The organism is Actinoplanes nipponensis (assembly GCF_016862275.1).
GTDB lineage: Bacteria > Actinomycetota > Actinomycetes > Mycobacteriales > Micromonosporaceae > Actinoplanes > Actinoplanes nipponensis.
The window spans coordinates 88,249-107,056 of record NZ_BOMQ01000061.1; the positions used below are offsets into that span (position 1 = coordinate 88,249).

12 protein-coding genes are annotated in these 18,808 nt (G+C 74.7%); 5 read left to right on the plus strand and 7 right to left on the minus strand.

The window, feature by feature from the left end:
* Window position 1: 1 nt before the first annotated feature.
* The 5 genes from Ani05nite_RS26015 to Ani05nite_RS26035 all read right to left on the minus strand — a co-directional run bounded on the left by Ani05nite_RS26015 (window position 2) and on the right by Ani05nite_RS26035 (window position 6,877).
* Entirely contained in the window at window positions 2-751 is a 750-nt protein-coding gene (locus Ani05nite_RS26015; RefSeq protein WP_203772458.1) for a thioesterase II family protein, read from the minus strand.
* Window positions 748-4,215 (minus strand): non-ribosomal peptide synthetase, encoded by a 3,468-nt coding sequence (locus Ani05nite_RS26020; protein ID WP_203772460.1) that lies wholly within the window; start codon window positions 4,213-4,215, stop codon window positions 748-750. Before Ani05nite_RS26020 ends, Ani05nite_RS26015 begins: the two co-directional genes overlap by 4 nt.
* 97 nt (window positions 4,216-4,312) lie before the next feature.
* Window positions 4,313-4,927: a tryptophan 2,3-dioxygenase family protein gene (locus tag Ani05nite_RS26025; protein ID WP_203772462.1), complete on the minus strand. Its 615-nt coding sequence runs from the start codon at window positions 4,925-4,927 to the stop codon at window positions 4,313-4,315.
* Window positions 4,924-6,096, minus strand: coding sequence for a pyridoxal phosphate-dependent aminotransferase (locus tag Ani05nite_RS26030; protein WP_203772464.1), 1,173 nt, complete (start codon window positions 6,094-6,096; stop codon window positions 4,924-4,926). The genes Ani05nite_RS26025 and Ani05nite_RS26030 overlap by 4 nt, the downstream gene beginning before the upstream one ends.
* Before the next feature lie 28 nt (window positions 6,097-6,124).
* Window positions 6,125-6,877 carry an SDR family NAD(P)-dependent oxidoreductase gene (locus Ani05nite_RS26035; RefSeq protein WP_203772466.1) on the minus strand — a complete coding sequence of 251 codons (753 nt, stop codon included), beginning with the start codon at window positions 6,875-6,877 and terminating at the stop codon, window positions 6,125-6,127.
* A 211-nt stretch (window positions 6,878-7,088) separates the two neighbouring features.
* Between Ani05nite_RS26035 and Ani05nite_RS26040 the strand changes: the two genes are divergently transcribed.
* Entirely contained in the window at window positions 7,089-8,297 is a 1,209-nt protein-coding gene (locus Ani05nite_RS26040; protein WP_203772468.1) for a cytochrome P450, read from the plus strand.
* Between the two features lie 3 nt (window positions 8,298-8,300).
* Here Ani05nite_RS26040 and Ani05nite_RS26045 read toward each other — a convergent pair whose 3' ends face one another.
* Together Ani05nite_RS26045 and Ani05nite_RS26050 are read right to left on the minus strand one after the other, a co-directional pair.
* A complete protein-coding gene (locus Ani05nite_RS26045; protein ID WP_239130632.1) occupies window positions 8,301-9,317 on the minus strand; it encodes a methyltransferase in 1,017 nt (338 codons plus the stop codon).
* 36 nt (window positions 9,318-9,353) lie between these two features.
* Window positions 9,354-10,187, minus strand: coding sequence for an acyl-CoA thioesterase (locus Ani05nite_RS26050; RefSeq protein ID WP_203772470.1), 834 nt, complete (start codon window positions 10,185-10,187; stop codon window positions 9,354-9,356).
* A gap of 417 nt (window positions 10,188-10,604) precedes the next feature.
* Between Ani05nite_RS26050 and Ani05nite_RS26055 the strand changes: the two genes are divergently transcribed.
* The 4 genes from Ani05nite_RS26055 to Ani05nite_RS26070 are packed head-to-tail and all read left to right on the plus strand — an operon-like array spanning window position 10,605 to window position 18,224.
* Entirely contained in the window at window positions 10,605-15,161 is a 4,557-nt protein-coding gene (locus Ani05nite_RS26055; protein ID WP_203772472.1) for a non-ribosomal peptide synthetase, read from the plus strand.
* Window positions 15,158-16,237, plus strand: a complete 1,080-nt coding sequence (locus Ani05nite_RS26060; RefSeq protein WP_203772474.1) for a saccharopine dehydrogenase NADP-binding domain-containing protein — start codon at window positions 15,158-15,160, stop codon at window positions 16,235-16,237. Before Ani05nite_RS26055 ends, Ani05nite_RS26060 begins: the two co-directional genes overlap by 4 nt.
* Window positions 16,234-17,034, plus strand: a complete 801-nt coding sequence (locus Ani05nite_RS26065) for a thioesterase II family protein (RefSeq protein ID WP_203772476.1) — start codon at window positions 16,234-16,236, stop codon at window positions 17,032-17,034. The genes Ani05nite_RS26060 and Ani05nite_RS26065 overlap by 4 nt, the downstream gene beginning before the upstream one ends.
* Complete coding sequence (locus Ani05nite_RS26070; protein WP_239130633.1) at window positions 17,031-18,224, plus strand: cytochrome P450; 1,194 nt, start codon at window positions 17,031-17,033, stop codon at window positions 18,222-18,224. Before Ani05nite_RS26065 ends, Ani05nite_RS26070 begins: the two co-directional genes overlap by 4 nt.
* Window positions 18,225-18,808 lie beyond the last annotated feature (584 nt).

An 18,808-nucleotide genomic window follows, 5' to 3' on the forward strand; every position in this document is an offset into this window, starting at 1 on the left:
GTCACCGGACGGCGGGCACGAGCGACAGCACTTCCGAGACGACGCGCGCCGGCCGGGCGGACAGGTAGAAGTGGTCGCCGTCGAAGACCCGCAACCGGAACGCGCCGGTGGTGGACAGCGCCCACGCCTGCGCCTGCGCGAGCTCGACCTCGGCGTCGTCGGCGCCGAGGAACACGGTGACGGGACAGGACACCGTCGCGTCCGGCGCCGGCTCGTACGTCTCGATGATGTAGTAGTCCTGGCGCAGGCCGGGCAGCACCAGTTCGCGCAGCGCGGGCAGGCTGGCCAGCTCCCCGTCCGTGCCGCCGAGGCGCAGCATGTCCGCCCACAGCTCGTCGTCGCCGAGCAGGTGCTTGGCCGTCCGGGGCTGTGCCCGTGGTCCGGGCCGGCCGGAGGCCACCAGGTGCAGCACCTGTCCCGGATCGCGTTGCTGGAGGCGCCGGGCCACCTCGAACGCCACCGTCGCGCCGAAGCTGTGCCCGAACAGCAGCATCGGGCCGGCGTGCCCGGACAGCGCCCGCCAGATCTCGTCGGCCAGCTCGTGCATGGACGCCGGCACCACGTCGTTGATCCGGTCCTGCCGGCCGCTGTACTGGATCGCGGTCAGCCGGACCGAGGCCGGCAGCAGCGGCGCCCAGTCCCGGTACGCCGCCGCCGACCCACCGGCGTGCGGGAAGCAGACCAGGTGCAGGGCCGCCTCCGGCGGCCGGCTGTACACCCGCAGGTACGAGCCCGACGACACCGTCGTCATATCTCGCCCTCTTCGGTGTCCCCGGCGCCGGCCCGTTGCGCCTCCACCGCCGCCGCCAGCTCCTCCACCGTCGGCGCGGCGAACAGCTGCTGGAGCGAGACGACGACGCCGAACTGCTTGCGCACCGCCTCCAGCACCCGGGTCGCGGTGAGGCTGTCGCCGCCGAGGTCGAAGAAGGTGTCGCGGCGGTGGACCGGCCGGCCCAGGTGGGCCGCCCACAGCTCGGCGAGGCTGAGCTCGGTGGGCGTCCGCGGCGCCTCGGCCGGCTGGCCGGGCTCGTCGCGCCGCAGCAGGGTGGCCAGCTGCCGGCGGTCCACCTTGCCGTTGCCGGTGAGCGGGAAGCTCTCCACCACCGCCACGGTGTCCGGCACCATGTACGGCGGCAGCAGCTCGGCCGCCGTGCGGCGCAGCGCCTCCGGTCCGCCCTCGGGCTGACCGGTGACGGCCGCGGCCAGCTGGTCGCGCTTGTCCCCGGCGGCCAGCACGACCGCGTCGCTCACCCCCGGGTGCCGGCGCAGGGCGGCCGCCACCTCGCCCAGCTCGATCCGGTTCCCCCTGATCTTGACCTGGGCGTCCGTGCGGCCGAGGAACTCCAGCATCCCGTCCGGCAGGTACCGGCCCCGGTCGCCGGTGCGGTACCAGCGCCCGCCCTCGTGCGTGACGAACGCCGCGGAGGTGCGCTCGGCATCGTTGCGGTAGCCCCGGGCGACGCCCGCGCCGCCGATCCACAACTCCCCGGGCACCCACACCGGGCAGTCGCGGCCCCGCTCGTCGACCACCCGGAACTGCTGGCGGGGCAGCGGGAAACCGTACGGGATGGCCCGCCAGCCGGGCTCGACCTCGCCCACTTCCAGCAGGTTCGACCAGATGGCGGCCTCGGTGGCGCCGCCGAGCGCGACGAAGCGCGCGTCGGCGCGCAACGCCCGCAGCCGGGCCGGCAGGTCCACGGCGACCCAGTCGCCGGACACCAGCACCAGGCGCGGCAGGACCGGCTCGTCGACGCCCTCGGCGGCGTACAGGAACATCTCCAGCAGCGTCGGCACCGAGTTCCAGACCGTCACCCCCCAGCGTCGGGCGGCCAGGGCCCAGGACCGCGCCTCCTTGCGGTCGCGCTCCTCGACCAGGACCACCGCGCCGCCGGCGGACAGCAGGCCGAAGATGTCGTAGACCGAGAGGTCGAAGTCCAGCGCCGACACGGCCAGCACCCGGTCGTCCCGGCCGACGCCGAACCGCTCGTTGACCGCCACGATCGTGTTGAGCGCGGCCCGGTGGGTGATCTCCACGCCCTTCGGCTCGCCGGTCGAGCCGGACGTGTAGATCACGTAGGCGAGCTCGCCGGCCGCTACGGGCGCCGGCGCCGGCAGGGCCTCGGCCGGCGCGGCCACGTCGAGCACGGGCAGCCCGTCGGGCCGCGACTGTCCGGCCGCCGCGCCCGAGACCAGCACGCAGCGCACGCCCGCGTCGGCGTAGATCCGGTCCCGCCGCCGGTCCGGCTGGTCGCAGCCCACCGGCACGTACACGCCGCCGGCCGCCAGCACGCCGAGCACGGCGGTGATCTGCTCCGGCCCCTTGGCGACGGTGACCGCGACCGGATCCCCCGGCCCCACGCCGTGGGCCCGCAGCAGGCCCGCGACCCGCAACGCCGCCGCGGCCAGCTCGCCGTAGGTCGCCGAACCGTCGGTGCCCCAGGCCAGCGCGACGCGGTCGGGCTCCCGCCGGGCCCGCGCGAAGAACGCGTCGTGCAGCAGCCCGGCGGGCGTCTCGCCGCCGGTGTCGTTCACCTTCTCCCGTACGGCCAGCTGGGCGGCCGGCAGCGGCAGCGGGAGCGGGGCGCCCCAGTCGTCGTGCTCCGCCAGCCACCGCAGGGCCGCGCCGTGGGCGGCGAACATGTCGTCGACCAGCCCTTCGGGGAACACCCCGCGCGCCACGTCCCAGTTGATCAGCAGGCCGCCCCCGGCGCCCTCGATGACCTGGTGGTCCAGCCACACCTGCGGGGTCTCCGACGACGTCCACACCGGCTCGCCGAGGCAGGCCCGCACGCCGTCGCCGAACAGCTCGCCCATGCCGATCACGCTGGTGTAGACGATCGGCGCGCGCAGCCAGGTGCCGGGATCGCGGCGGCCCAGGTCGCGCAGGACCGAGACGCCGGAGTACCGGGCGTGCGCCAGGTCCGAGCGCAGCTGCTCCTGCACCCCGGCGGCCCGCTCGGCGAACGACAGCGGCCCCGCGGTGTCCACGCCGAGCAGGGTGACGTTGGTGAAGTCGCCGACCAGCCGGGCGATGTCGTCGTTGTGCTCGCGACGGTCGAAGGTCGGCAGGTTGAGCAGGAACCGCGGCTCCGCCGCCCACCGGCCCAGCACCTCGGCGAACAGCGCGCACAGCGCGGAGGCGAGGGTGAGCCCGTGCGCGCGGGCGGCGCGGGCCAGGGCGTCCCGCTGGGCCGCCGGCACCTCGCGGAAGCGGCGGTCCACCCCGGCGTGCACCCGGGTGATCGCCTCCGGCACGACCGGCAGCGGCGGCGGCCCGGGCAGCCGGTCGAGCCGCTCGCGCCAGTACGCCTGCGCCTCGGCCGAGGCCTCCGGGTCGTCGTCCTCGCTGAGGTAGCGGGCGAACGAGTACCGCAGCGGCTCCAGCGCGGCCCGCGGGTCGCTGTACAGCAGCGCCAGCTCGGCCAGGATGATCTGGTAGCTCTGGGCGTCGGCCACCAGCATGTCGATGCCCACGTGCACGCGGGTGCGCCCGTCGTCGAGCAGCGACAGCTGGACGTCGAACACCTCCCCGGCCTCGATGGCGAAGCGGCGGTGGGCCAGCCTGTCCCGCAGCTCGCTGAGCGCCGGTTCGACGTGGCCGCGCAGGTCGTGCACGGTGAGCCCGCGCCACGGCGTCTCCCGCAGCACCTGCTGGCGGCCGTTGGGCAGGAACCGGGCGCGCAGCATGTCGTGCCGCGCGAACAACGCCCGGCACGCCGCCTCCAGCCGCCGCGGCTCCACCCCGGCGCCGTCGAACTCGGCGTAGAAGTGGGCGCTGACCCCGCCGAGCGGCTGGCCGTCCAGCCGGCCGATCCAGTACGCCTGCTGCATCGGGGCCAGCGGGAAGGTCGCGTCGGGGTCCAGGGCCTCGCTCGACGCCGGCACCCGCGGCCGGGGCGCCGGCGGGCGGGCGGCCTGCCCGGCCAGCAGCTCGGTCCACTGGTCGATCGTCGGCGCCTGGGCCAGGGCGCTGAACTTCACCTTGGCGCCGGCGCGGCGGCACAGGTTGGCCACCCGCATGATGGCGATGGACTCCAGGCCCAGCTCGAAAACGTTGGCCCGACCGTCGATCTGCGCCGCCGGCACGGACAGCAGCTGCGCCACGATGTCGCGCAGCCACGCTCCGGTCAACGGCGGCGTCGACGGCTTGCGGTGCGTCCCGTGCGCGGTCCCGGTGGGACCCTGCGCCCGGGTCACCGTCTCGCCCTGGTCCACAGGCTCTCCCTGGTTCGCAGGTGGATACGGATCGTTGCCAGCATCCCCGCTATGACACAGCGATCGCCATCGGCTGGCAACAGCGCCGGGCAACCGCTCAACCGGCGGCCAGGGCGCCCCGACGATCCTCCAGATAGGAGACGCCGCTGGTGCCGCCCGTGCCGCGCCGGCCGCCGACGAGCCGCCGGGCGGCGTCGACGTGCAGCCCGCGCCACGCCTCGGTGCGGGCCAGGAACTCGTCGAGCTCGTCCCAGGCCCGGACCAGCCGGTCCGGACCGACCTCGCGCGGGTCGCACTCCTGCAGCCGCCGGCTCAGCTCCCACACGTACGGGTTGTCCAGGCCCTTGAGCAGCATCCCGAACCCGGCCGACTGCGCGCCGCTGGCGCCGTCCAGGCCCGGGCGGAAGGCGTCGAAGTGGTCCCGGCTCAGGTGGTCCATGCCCCGCAGCGTCGCGATGATCAGATCGAGGATCGCGCCGGCCCGCCGCACGGACGGCACGGCGCGGTCCAGCTCCCGCCGGCCGACGAGCTCCGCGGCCAGCCGCAGGTCCGCGTACACCTGCGACAGCCACAGCTCGCTGGTCTGGTGGCAGATGATGAAGAAGCGTTCCGCGGCGTGCACCTCGGCGTCGGCCCGCGGGGTCAGCGGGTGCTGCGCGCCGAGGACGTCGTCCAGCCGCAGGTACTCGTCGTAGCTGAGCGTCCCGGTCATGACGACTGCAGGAACCGGGCGAGGCGGCGGACGCCGGCCACCGTGGTCTCCCGTTCGGCGCACAGCGTCACCCGGACCAGGGTCTCGGCCACCGGGTCGCCGGCGGGCAGGAAGCCCCGGCCCGGCGCGATGCCCACGTCGGTCTCCGCGAGCAGCCGGCGGCAGAACGCGTACGTGTCCGAGGTGTACGCGGACAGGTCCAGCAGCAGGTACCAGCCGCCGCGCGGCTCGGTGCCCACCACGCCCAACGGGGTGAGCAGCTTCACCGCCTCGTCGCGGGTCGCCCGCACGTACGCGTGATGCATGCTCAGGTGCTCCGGGGCGCCCAGCGCGGCCAGGCCGGCGTACTGCACCGGGGTGGCCGGCGCGACCAGGGTGGCCTCCTGCACCCGGGACAGCAGCTCGGCGCGGTCGGGGCGGGGCGCCGTCGCGTACCCCAGGCGGCAGCCGGTCATCGAGAAGCCCTTGGAGAACGTGTGCACCGAGAACACGATCCGCTCGGCCGGCGGCACGGCCAGGTCGAGCTGGGCGATGCGGCACGGCTCGCCCTCGTACACGAAGTCCTCGTACGCCTCGTCGCTGATGATCCAGACGCCGCGCCGGGCCGCCCAGGCGTACATCTGCTCGAGGTCCGCCGCGCTCCACACGTGCCCGGACGGGTTGGCCGGTGAGTTGATCAGCAGCGCGACCGTGCGCTCGCCGGCCGCCTCGTCGAGCAGCTCGGTCACCGGCCGGCCGGCGGCGGGCAAGCCGGCGAACCGCGGCTCCAGCCCGGCCAGCAGGATCTGCTGCAGGTGCATGGGCCAGTGCACGCGGGGCAGGATCACCTCGCCGCCGGGGCGGGCGATGGACTGGAAGATGGCGCTGATGGCCTGGCAGGAGCCGGGGGTCACGAACACCCGGTCCGGGCTGGGCGCGCCGTTGTCGGCCAGCCGCTCGGCCAGCGCGGCCCGCAGCACCGGCAGGCCCGGCGCGTCGGCGTACGCCGTCCGCCCGTCGCGGATCGCCGCGACGTAGCCCTCGGCCGCCGCGGCCGGCATCCTGATGTGCGGCTCGCCCACGTGCAGGGCGATCGCCTCGCGGGGATGGCCGGTCACCAGCCGGTGTATCTCGTGCAGGCAGGACACCGGCAGCCGGCGGCTTCGTTCCGTCGTGTCGTCCAGGAGCATCTCGTCACCTCGAGCGGGAAGCGGTTCTTCAGCAGGAACGTCCACCGTCGACGACCAGCAGACTGCCGGTCATCCACGCCGCGGCGGGGCCGAGCAGCATCACGATCCAGGGCACCACGTCCTCCGGGCGGCCCATCCGGCCCAGCGGCGTCGTCCGGACCATCTCCGTGCGCAGGCGCGCCACGTCGTCGTCATCGATGCCGAGGTCGTCGTACATCTCGGTGTCGACCGCGCCCGGCAGCACCGCGTTGACCCGGATGTCGGGCGCCAGCTCCCGGGCCAGCGACCGGGTCAGGTGGTGCAGCCCGGCCTTGGCGGCGCCGTAGTACGAGCGGCCCGGCACCGCCAGCAGGCCGCCGATGGAGCCGACGTTGACGATCGTGCCGCGGCTGCGGCGCAGCAGCGGGGCGACGGCCTGGCTGAGCGCGGCCGGCGCGACCAGGTTCACCTGCAGGAGCCCGGCGAAGGTGGCCATGCCGGTGCGGTCCAGGGCGCCGAACCGGGCCTGGGCGGCGTTGTTGACCAGCGCGTCCAGCCCGTCGAAGGCGGTCGTGGCGGCCTCGGCCACCGCGGCGGCGGCGTCCGGCCCGGTCAGGTCGAGGGGCAGCTCCACGATGTCGCCGGCCTTGCCGCCGCCGGCGACGCAGGCGTCCCGGGTCTCCCGCAGCCGCCCGGCGCGCCGGCCGACCAGGATCAGGCGGGTGCCGTCGGCCGCCAGCCGTACGGCCAGGGCGCGCCCGAGCCCCGAGCCGGCTCCGGTGACCGCGACGACCAGCCCCACCCGTTTGCCTCCCCCGTCTCCGGCGACGCCACGGCCGGCGATGCGACCGGTCCACCTGCGACCGGTCCACCCTGGTGGGTGACCGCACCCGCCCGGACCGCGAGCCCGCGCCGGTCCGACCCTCGCCGAACGCGATGACCAAGTCAATCGCGCGGTCGTTCGTCCGCCGGCGGCGGTTGTGGCGCACCGGGGCGCCCCGCACGATGGTGCGGTGAGCGGCGCTGACCTCGACCTGATCGACCTGACCGATCCGCACACCTTCCAGCGCGACGACCTGCACGCGATGTGGCGGGCGTTCCGCGCCCGCGGCCCGGCCCACTGGCACCACCCACGGGGTGACGTGCCGGGTTTCTGGGTCCTGCCGCGCTACGCGGACGCCCTGGCCGTCTACCGCGACGCCGAGCACTTCTCGTCAGAGGGCGGGACGGTCCTGACCACGCTGCTCGCCGGCGGCGACTCCGCGGCGGGCAAGATGCTCGAGGTCACCGACGGGGTGCGGCACCGCGAGATCAAGGCGGTCATGCAGCGTTCGTTCTCGCCCCGGGTGATCAGCCGGACCACCGAGCGGGTCCGGGAGCGGACCCGGCAGCTGATCGCCGAGGTGGCCGGCGCGGGCGCCTTCGACTTCGCCGCCCGGGTCGGCGAGGAACTGCCGATCAACACCATCGCCGACCTGATGGACCTGCCGACCGCCGACCGGCCGATGCTGCTGCGGTGCAACAAGCTGGCGCTCAGCTCCGACACGGGCACGACCACGCCGCTGGAGTCGATCGCCGCCCGCAACGAGATCCTGCTGTACTTCGCCGACCTCGTCGCGGCCCGGCGGCGCGACCCGGGCGACGACGTGGTGAGCGCGCTCGCCCACGCGACCGTCAACGGCGCGCCGCTGCGCGAGGACGAGGTCGTCTACAACTGCTACAGCCTGATCATCGGCGGCGACGAGTCGAGCCGGGTGGCCGCCACCGGCACGGTGCTGGCCCTGGCCGGCCACCGCGACCAGTGGCAGGCGCTGCTCGACGGCTCCGTGGCGGTCGAGGCGGCGACCGAGGAGGCGCTGCGCTGGACCACGCCGGCCATGCACTTCGGCCGCCGGGCGGCCACCGACGTCACCGTCGCCGGCGTGGACATCAGCGCCGGCGACATCGTGACCCTGTGGAACACGTCGGCCAACTTCGACGAGACCGAGTTCCCGGAGCCGGAGCTGTTCCGCCTCGGGCGCCGGCCGAACCGGCACCTGGCCCTGGGGCACGGCCCGCACTTCTGCCTGGGCGCCTTCCTGGGCCGGGCGGAGCTGTCCGCCCTGCTGGGCTGCCTGCGGGAGCTGGTCGGCGGCATCGAGGTGACCGGCCCGCCGCGGCGCATCTACTCCAACTTCCTCTTCGGCTACAGCAGCCTGCCGGTGGAGTTCCGCGCCCGCTGAGGCTCAACCCGCGGCGCGCATCTCGATGATCGAGCGGGGCGTGCCCGGGACCACGGAACCGACCGCCAGGCCGGCCGCCGTGCCCAGCGCGGCCAGCTCGTCGAGGGTGCGGTCGCGGCCCCGGACGAAGCAGAGCATCCGCAGGTCGCCCGCGGTGTCCGGGGCGTCGTTGCGGTCGTCGCCCAGGACCTCCTCCACGACCAGCACCCGGCCGCCCCCGGTGGCCGCCTCGGCGCAGCGCCGCAGGATGCGCACGGCGTCCTCGTCGTCCCAGTCGTGCAGGACGCCGGAGAGCACGTAGCCGCCGGCGCCGGCGGGCAGCGGGTCGAAGAAGCTGCCGGCGTGGGCCTCGGCCCGGTGCTCCAGGCCGGCCGCGGCGATCGCCTGCCGGGCCCGCTCGGCCGGGCCGGCCAGGTCGACGACCGTCCCGCGCAGCCCCTCGTGGGCCCGCAGGACAGCGATCAGCAGGCTGCCGTTGCCGCCGCCCACGTCCACGACGTGGCCGAGCTCGCCCCAGGGGTACGCGCCGGCCATGACGGCCGCGTCGCCCTCCAGCCGGGCGCCCATGAGGGCGTCGAACGACGCCGACCGGCCCGCGTCGGCGGACAGGTCGTCCCAGAACGAGCGGCCGAACTGCTGCGGGAACCCGGGCTCACCGGTACGGACGGTGTGCAGCAGCTGGACCAGGGACAGGTCGGCGCGGCCGAGGGCGCCCTCCAGGTCGAGCCAGCGGCGCAGCCCGGCCGGGTCGTCGTCGCGGAGCTGGTCGCCCAGCGGCGTCAGACCGTACTCGCCGGTCGCGGCCCGGGTCAGCACCCCGGCGCTCACCAGGTGGCGCAGCAGGCGGCCCAGGGCGTCGGGATCGGCCTCCGCCGCCTTGGCCAGCGCCTCGGTGGTGCGCGTCCCGGCGGTGATGTGGTCGGCGAGCCGCAGCGTCGCCGCCACCCGGATGGCCATCGGGGTCACCAGGTCGGCGGCCGCGTACAGCGGTCCACCCCAGCCGGTCGCGTCCGAAGTCACAGCGCCTCCTTGCCGCACGGTCGGGCCGGACGGGCGTCACGCCTGCAGCATCCGGCACAGGAGCTGCGATCCGCCGCTCGCCCTGAGGGTACCGTCGAGCGATCGGGTCTCCGCCGTCCCGCTCAGCAGACCGGCGCCGGCGGCGGTGCCCCGGGCCGTCACCAGCAGGTAGTCCTCGGGCGGCGGCGGCTCGTGGAAGGCGACGTAGAGGTCGATGCTGGGGGCGACGAAGCGGGCGCCGCCCGGCAGGGCCCACGCGACGGCGGGCAGGATGCCGGTGTCGATGCTGATCACCTCCCGGCAGGCGTCCACCCAGGGGTCCTTGAAGTACGCGCGCGGCCGGAATTTCACCCAGCTGTGGATCTGCAGGCCCTCGGGCCGGCTGTGGTCGGCGACCCAGCGCAGCTCGAGGTTGCGCCAGAACCGCCCGGTGGCGGTGGCCGTCGTGGCGATCCTGTTGGCCACCGCCGGGTCCAGCACGATCTCGGCCATCTGCTCCGGCGGCGGCACCGGCGGCGGGTGGGACAGCCGGTGCTCGGGACCGGCGATGCCCTCGGCGACCGCCCACACCTGCGCGGTGAGCACGAGCCGCCCGTGCTGGGTGACCTCCACCGCCAGCGACTGCGCGCTGCGGGAGGTGTGCCGGTCCACCACCTCGATGTCCACGGCGTCGAAGCGGGCCCGGGACAGGTACTGGCAGCTGATGCTGGCCGGGCGCGGCAGGGAGGCGTGCGCGCCGGCCGCCCGCAGCGCGATGCTGGCCAGGTATCCGCCCACCGGCCCGACCAGGGCCCAGTCGGCGGAGACGTGGGCGCGGTAGCGGCCGTCGCCGACGCGTTCGACCGCGGTGTCGTCCTCCAGATCGCCCACGGCGTTCGTCCCCGTCCGTCGTCGGATCCGCGGTCGCGGCAGCGCGCGACCAACTGCGCGACTTCCTCACTCGGACACCCGCCGGTGCGGCCGGGCCGTCCGCCCGGGACGCTACGTGAAGCCGGCGCCGGGAGCGAGCGGCCCGGCGGCCTGCGGGACGGGCCAACGCGACCGCTTGCGACCGCCGGTCGGCTCACGCCATCGTGGCATCGACCTTGCCGCGGCCCCGAGGCCGGCCGATCCACCTGCGCCGATCCACCTGCATCGATCCACCCGCACAGTGGCGAGTCGGCGAGTGTACTGCGTCAGCCGGTTCGGTGCCCCGGTGACAGCTGGACGCGCGAGAGCCTCGGGGGTGGTCGTGGACGACGTTCGAGAGCCGTTGCCCGGCAGCGAGCTCGCCGGGGAGGACGGGCAGTGACAGAACACAGCGCGAGCGCACACCCCGCGGAGCTGGTCGACCGGCTCGAGGCGGCCGGCGTGCACCTGTGGGCGGCGGACGGCCAGCTGCGGTTCCGCGCTCCGCGCGGCGCGCTCGGCGAGGACGACCGGGCCGAGCTGCGCCGGCTGCGGCCGGCCCTGCTCGAGTACCTGCGCGAGGACGTCGACCAGACGCTGCTCGTCGCCGAGCCGGACCGTGCCGGCGACCCCTTCCCGCTCACCGACGTGCAGAGCGCCTATCTGCTGGGGCGCAACGAGGGCCTGGACTACGGCGGCGTGGGCTGCCAGGTCTACCTCGAGGCCGACCTGGCCGACGCGGACCCGGGCCGGCTGTCGCAGGCGTGGCAGCAGCTGATCGACCGGCACCCGATGCTGCGGGCGGTGGTCGACGAGCGCGGCCACCAGCAGGTGCTGCCCGAGACCCCGCGCTACGAGATCCCGGTCCGCGACCTGCGGTCCGCGTCCGGGGCGGCGGCGGCGGACGAGGTGGCGGCGGTACGGCGGGAGATGGCCCGGCGCTCGTACGAGCCCGGCCGGTGGCCGATGTTCGACGTGCGCCTGTCGCAGACGGCCGGGCGGTCGGTGCTGCACGTCTCCTTCGACCTGCTGATCGCCGACTTCATGAGCGTGCAGCTGCTGCTCGACGAGCTGCACCGGGTCTACCACCGTCCCGGCGAGCCACTGCCGGCGCTGGACGTCACGTTCCGCGACTACCTGGCCGCCCAGCAGCGCCTGCGCGACCGCCGCGGCTACCGGCGCGCGCACGACTACTGGTGGCAGCGGATCGACGAGCTGCCGCCGGCGCCGAAGCTGCCGCTGCGCTCCGACGTGGCCAAGCGCGGGCACGCCGAGTTCCGCCGGTGGGAGACGCGGCTCGCGCCGGACCAGTGGCGGCGGCTCCAGGAGCTGACCGCCGGCCACGGGCTGACCCCGTCGGGCGTGGTCCTCGGCGCCTACGCGGAGACGATCAGCCGCTGGACCGCGCAGGACGGCTTCACGCTCGGCGTCACCATGCTCAACCGCCTGCCCGTGCACCCGCGGATCGACCAGATCGTCGGCGACTTCACCTCCGTGGACCTGCTGGAGGTCCGGCCGCGGCCGGAGCACACCTTCGCCGGCGCGGCCAAGGCGCTGCAGGCGCAGCTGTGGGCCGACATGGACCACCGGGCCTGCTCCGGCATCGAGGTGCTGCGCGAGCTCGGCTCCCGCCGGGGGCGGGCCGAGGCGCTGATGCCGGTGGTGTTCACCAGCGCCATCGCGCTCGACAACCGGGAGCCGGAGTTCTGGCGCGACGCCACCCTGGTGCACGGGCTCACCCAGACCCCGCAGGTGTGGATCGACTGTCAGGCGCTGGTCGCCAACGGGTCGCTGATCGTCAACTGGGACGTCCGGGAGGGAGTGTTCCCGGACGGGCTGATCGAGGACATGTTCGACGCCTTCGCGCGGCTGCTGCACGGCCTGGCGGACGACCCCGGCTGCTGGGAGCGGCCGGCGTCCGTACCGCTGCCGGCCGGGCAGGCCGAGCGCCGCCGGGCCGCGAACGCCACCGACGTCCCCGGCCTTCCGGCGCACCGGCTGCTGCACGAGCCGCTGGTGGAGCAGGCCCTGCGGGCGCCGGAGCTGACCGCGCTGGCCGGCTCCTGGGGCTCGATGACCTACGAGGAGCTGCTGCGCCGCGCGGTGGGCGTCGCCGTCGAGCTCGGCGAGGCCGGGCCGGGCGCCACCACCCCGGTCGCGGTGATCACCGATCGCGGGCCGGGCCAGCTCGCCGCCGTGCTCGGCGTGCTGCTCAGCGGGGCGCCGTACCTGCCGATCGACACCAACCAGCCGGCCGTGCGGCGCGACCGCATGCTGGCCGACGCCGGGGTGACCACGGTGGTGACCCAGGAACACCTGCGCGACGGGTCGTCCTGGCCGGAGGGCCTGCGGGTGGTGGTCGTCGACGAGACCGGCGGCGGCGCGGCGGAGGTGGACCTCGCGGCGTTCTGCCGCGCGGCGCTCGCCCGGCCCGCCGCCGACCTCGCGTACGTGATCTACACGTCCGGCTCGACCGGCTCGCCGAAGGGCGTCCAGATCAGCCACCGCGGCGCCCTGACCACCATCGAGGACATGAACCGGCGCTTCGGCGTCGGCGCCGGCGCCGGCGACCGGATCCTGGGACTGACCAACCTCGGCTTCGACCTGTCGGTCTACGACATGTTCGGGCCGCTGGCCGTCGGCGGCTGCCTGGTCGTGCCCGATCACGACCAGCGCGGCATGCCGGCGCACTGGGCCGAGCTGATCGCCGCGCACCGGGTGACCATCTGGAACTCGGTGCCGGCGCACCTGCAGATGATGGCCGACTTCCTGGCCACCGCGAGCGCCGACGTCTCGTCGCTGCGGCTGGCGCTGCTGTCCGGCGACTGGATCCCGGTGAACCTGCCCGAGCGGATCCGCCGGTTCGTGCCGGAGCTGGAACTGATCAGCCTCGGCGGCGCCACCGAGGGGTCGATCTGGTCGATCAGCTACCCGATCGGCGCGGTCGACCCGGGATGGCGCAGCATCCCGTACGGCAAGCCGCTGGCCAACCAGCACATGTACGTCCTCGACCGGCGCTGGCGGGAGTGCCCCGACGGGGTCCCCGGCGAGATCTTCATCGGGGGCGCCGGCGTCGCCCTCGGTTACCTCGGCGACCCGGTCCGCACGGCCGAGCGGTTCGTGGCGCACCCGGACACCGGGGAGCGGCTCTACCGCACCGGGGACCTCGGCCGCTACCTGCCCGACGGCGCCATCGAGTTCCTGGGCCGCCAGGACAACCAGGTCAAGATCCGGGGTCACCGGATCGAGCTGGCCGAGGTGGAGGCGGCGCTGATCGCCGACCGGCAGGTGGCCGGCGCGGCCGTGATCGTCGACGACGTCTCGCGGACGGACCGCCGGCTGGTGGCCTTCGTCGAGCCCGGCACCCGGGCCGACCGCGACGGCGCCGACGTCGGCGCGGTCGCCGCCGAGGCCGCCGCCGCGGTGGGGGAGCGGAGCACCGCCGGCGTCGACCGGGCCGAGTACGTCGCCTACCTGCGCCGCCTGGACGACATCGCGCTGCTGTCCATGCTGCGGACCTTCCAGCACGCCGGGCTGTTCTCCGGCCCGCGGGAGGTCCACTCCACGGCCGAGATCATCACCCGGACCGGGGCGCCGCCGCGGCACCACCGGGTGGTCCGCCGCTGGGTGCGCGCGCTGGCCGAGCACGGCCTGCTGATCCTCCAGGACGCCGACCGCTACCGGGCGGAGCTGCGGGTCGAACCGGCCACCGTCGAGGCGGCCTGGCGGGAGGTGGACGACCTGGTCGCCCGCCTGGACCCGGCCTCGGCCAAGGTGCACGACTACTTCAAGGCGTGCACCGGGAGCCTGCCGGAGGTGCTGCGCAGCGAGGGCGCCGACGCGGTGCAGCTGCTGTTCCCGGAAGGGCGCGTGGACATCGGCGAGTCGCTGTACAACGTGACGCTGTTCAACCGCTGGGCGAACAGGATCCTCGCCGAGGCGATCGCCACCATCGCCCGGTCGAGCGCCAAGCCGTTCCGCGTGCTGGAGGTCGGCGCCGGCGTCGGCGGCACCAGCCTGGACGTCATCCCGGCGCTGGCCGGATCCGACGTCGAGTACGTGTTCACCGACCTGTCCCAGTTCTTCCTCAACAAGGCCAAGGAGTCCTTCGCGGAGTACCCCTGGGTGCGCTACGCCACCCTGGACATCGACACCGACTTCCGCGCGCAGGGCTTCTCGCCCAACTCGTTCGACGCCGTCATCCTCGGCGACGTCTTCCACGCGACGAAGAACGTCGGCCACAGCGTCGAGGCGCTGCGCGAGCTGCTGGCCCCGGGCGGCTGGCTGCTGTTCGCCGAGATGACCCGGGACCACTACCAGATCATGACCTCGATGGAGCTGATGCTCACCGACGGCCGCGCCGAGGACTTCACCGACCTGCGGCACGGGCGCGACCAGACGTTCGTGGCCCACTCGGACTGGCTGGCGCTGCTCGGCGACGACCTGGTGTTCGCGCTGCCGGAGGAGCGGGACGTCTTCACCGAGATCGGCCTGCACGTCTACGCCTGCCAGGTCAAGGCCGACCGGGTGCCGCTGCGCCCCCAGGAGGTCATCGACGCGGCCGCCCGGCGGCTGCCGGCCGTGATGGTGCCCGGCGTGGTGCAGATCCTCGACCGCCTCCCGCTGACCGCCAACGGCAAGGTCGACCGGGACCGGCTGCGCGGCCTGGTCCCGCGGTCGAGCGGCACGGCCGAGCCGACGGCCGACGAGCCGGTCGACGACCTGGAACGCCGGCTCGCGGCCTTCTACTGCCAGGTCCTCGACCTGCCGGCGGTCGGCCGCTCGGCCGGCTTCTACGACCTGGGCGGCGACTCGCTGATCGCCTCGCAACTGGCCGGGCTGCTGATCGAGCACGTCCCCGAGGCCGGCCCGATGTCGTACAACGCGCTGCTGCGGGTGCTGCTGGAAGGCCCGTCCGTGATGGCCCTGGCCGCGCAACTGCGGGAAGGCCCATGACCGCGATCGGTGTGATCGGCGGGTACGGGTCCGTCGGGCGCGCGACCGTGGCGCAGCTGCGGGCGTGGGGCCTGGGACCGGTCGTGGTCGCCGGCCGGGACCCGGCGCGGGCGGAGGTCGCCGTCGACCTCGGTGAGCCCGCCGCGGTGCGACGCTTCCTGGGCTCCGTACGGCTGGTCGTGAACTGCACCGCCGCGCCGCCGGAGAGCCGGGCGGAGCTGGCCCGGGCGGCCGCGGCCGCCGGTGTGCCCTACGTCGACCCGGGCGGCGACGAGCCGGTCCACGACCTGCTCGCGGGCGTCGAGCTGGCCGCGCCGGTGGTGCTGTCGGCCGGCATGCTGCCCGGCCTGACCGGACTGCTGCCGCGCCGGCTGGTGGAGGATCCCGGCGGCCGGCTGGTCTGCTACGCGGGCGGGCAGGACCGGTTCTCCCTCGGCGGGGCCGCCGACTACCTGGCCGTGGTGCACGGATCGGCCGGGCGCACCTTCGCCGTGTGGCGCGACGGGTCGCGAGTGGAACGGGCCGGCGCGCCCGCCCTCGAAGGCACGGTCCCGTACTTCTCCGAGCAGGCCAGCGGCGTGCCGTACCTGAGCCCGGAGATGGAACGGGTGGCGCGTCACCTCGGGCTCGCCGAACTGGTCTTCTACACCGTCTTCCCGGGCGCCCGGCTGCGCGAGACGCTGGCCGCCGCCCGCACGGGCGCGGTGGGCCCGGCGGACGTGGTCCGGGCCAGCGAGCTCGACCTGTTCGGCCGCAGCCGCTACCAGCGGCTGGTGTTCCAGCTGCGCGACGACCCGGCGCTGCCCACGCTGATCCTGTCGGGCCGCGGCTCCAGCGAACTCACCGGGGCGACCGCGGCGCTGACGGCCCGGGCCGTGCTCGACGGCGCGGTCCCACCCGGGCGGCACTTCGCCGCCGACGTGCTCGACCCGGAGTGGGCGTGCGACCGGCTGGAGACGGCCGACGCCGTCACCGAGCTGCGGACGGTCGACGGCCGGACCGCTTCCCGCGTGCCGGCCGGCCCGCGCGACGCGGTGGAGGACGACGCGGAGGGCATGGAGGAGGGCGCGCTATGAACGCGCGCAACGGCCGGCGGTACGCGAGCGGGACCTGGCTGCGGTGCGCCCATCCCCGCCCGCAGGCCGACACCGTGCTGCTCGCGTTCCCGCACGCCGGCGGTTCCGCGTCGTTCTTCCGCTCGTGGGGCGAACCGCTGCCGGCCACCGTGGAACTGAGCGCGGTGCAGTATCCCGGGCGGCTCGACCGCCTGCGCGAGCCCTGCGTGGACGACGTGCACCGGCTCGCCGACGGCGTCGTCACGGCGCTGCGCGGCCAGTCCTGGCTGGCGTCGGGGCGGCGCATCGCGCTGCTGGGTCACAGCATGGGCGCCGTGGTGGCGTACGAGACCGCCCTGCGGCTGGAGGCGCTGGGCGCCCCGCCCGTGGCCACGTTCCTGTCCAGCCACCCCGCGCCCAACCGCCCGCTGCGCAACGGCCTGACCGAGTTCACCGACCAGGCCCTCATCGGCGAGCTGCGGCGGCTGGGCGCCACCCCGGCCGCCCTGATCAACCGGCCCGACGCGCGCGACGCCGTTCTGGCCGGGCTGCGCAGCGACTACCGCGCGGTCGCCCGCTACCGGCCCTCGCCGATGCGGCTGCACAGCCCGATCGTCGGGCTGGTCGGCGCGGACGACCCGGACGTGGGGCCGGACGACATGCGGGCGTGGACGGAGATGACCGCCGGGCCGATGACGCTGCACGTCTTCCCGGGCGACCACTTCTACCTCATCGGGCAGCGGGACGCGGTGCTCCGGGCCGCGCTGGCCCACCTCGGCGCCGACGGCGGACGACCAGGCAAGGAGACGGACCCGTGAGCCTGCCCCCCAAGTACGACGCGGCCGAGATGGCGCTGCTGGATGACCCGTACCCCACGTACCGGAAGCTCCGCGAGGCCGGCCCGCTCTGCCGGGGCGGCCCGGCGCAGTTCGTGGTGACCCGGTACGCCGACGTGGCCCCCCTGATCAACGATGACCGCCTCGGCGCGGAGTTCAGCGAGGACTACCACCGCATCGCCCTGGGCGAGGGCCCGCTGGCCGACTTCTTCGGGCACGTCCTGCTGAACCGCGACCCGCCGGCCCACACGGTGCTGCGCCGCCTGCTGAACCCCGAGTTCACCACCCGCGCGGTCCGCGAGCGGCGCAGCAAGGTCGACTCGATGGTCGAGGAGTTGCTCGCCCCGGCCGTCGAGGCGGGCCGGTTCGACGCGGTGAGCGACCTGGCGGACAAACTGCCGATCCGGGTGCTGGCCGACTTCGTGGGCCTGGACCTGGAGAACCTCGACGAGGTACGCCCCCGGGCGCGGGAGCTGTCACAGGCCTTCGCGACGTACCTGCCGGAGTCCGAACGCGGGGAGACCGTGGCCGCCCTGCAGTGGATGCAGGAGAAGATCACCGCCCTGTTCGCGGAGAAGGAACGCGTCCCCGGCGACGACGTCATCTCCCGCCTCTGCGACGTCGACCCGGAAACGGTCAGCCGGCAGTCGCTGATCGACAACATCGTTTTCCTGCTGTTCGCCGGCTTCACGACGACGACGGACCTGCTCGCGAACGGCTTCGCGGCCCTGTCCACCCGCCCGGACCAGGTGGCGCTGCTGCGCGCGGACCCGGAACTGGCCACCAGGGGAGTCGAGGAGCTGCTCCGTTTCGACGCCCCCGTCCAGGTGAAAAGCCGGATGGTGCACGAGCCGATCGAGGTCGGCGGGCGCACGATCCGGCCGGGACGGGTGCTCATCCTGCACCTGGGCTCGGCCAACCACGACGAGCAACGCTTCGCCCGCGCGCACGAGCTGGACCTGACCCGCCGGCCGAACCCGCACCTGAGCTTCGGCGGCGGAGGGATCCATCTGTGCCTGGGCGCGGCGCTCGCCCGGGCCGAGGCGGCGTCGGTGTTGACGTTCGTGTCCCGGCACTTCGCGCAGGTCGAGCCGGACGGGCCGGTGGTGCGACGGCACATCCCGAACTTCCGATCCTGCCTGAGCGTGCCGATCCGGATCCGTCCGGCTTGAGTGGTCTTGGGGGGCATCTGATCGGGGGTGGGGTGGTCGGCGGGGGTGCTCCACCACGGTGGTGACGGGCACGGTTGGGGTGGCCTTCGCTGCGTCTTTGCCGGGTTGGTGGTGCTGCTTCCGCGTGCCTGTGCTTGAGGCTTCCGGTTGTCGGCCGGCTCTTAGAGCGCGGCTCGGTCCGCTTGGAGCGCGGGCCGATCCGGCGCGGCGTGTTGGGGTCGGCGCGCCTGCCGTCGGGTGCCTTCTCGCGGCTGCTCATCCGGCTAACGCTTGCCTGCGGTTGCTCGCCTGCCGCTTGCCGACCGGACGTTTTCGTCACTCGCCCACTCCCGCTTTTGTCCGGCGCTTGCTTGCTTTTGCCGCTTGCCTATCGCTCGCTGGCCGCTTGCCTCGTCGCTCGTCCCCTCGCGCCGATCGGTCGCTGCCCGTCGCTTGCTTGCCTTCACCGCTTGGCTGCCGCTCCTCCGCTGGCGCCGTCCGGCCGCCGTCCGGTGCTTGCCGGCCTTTCGCCGCTCGCACATCGCTTGCCCGCCTTTTGCCGTCCGGCCGCCACTGTTTGGCTCCTCCTCGCACGGCTACCTGCC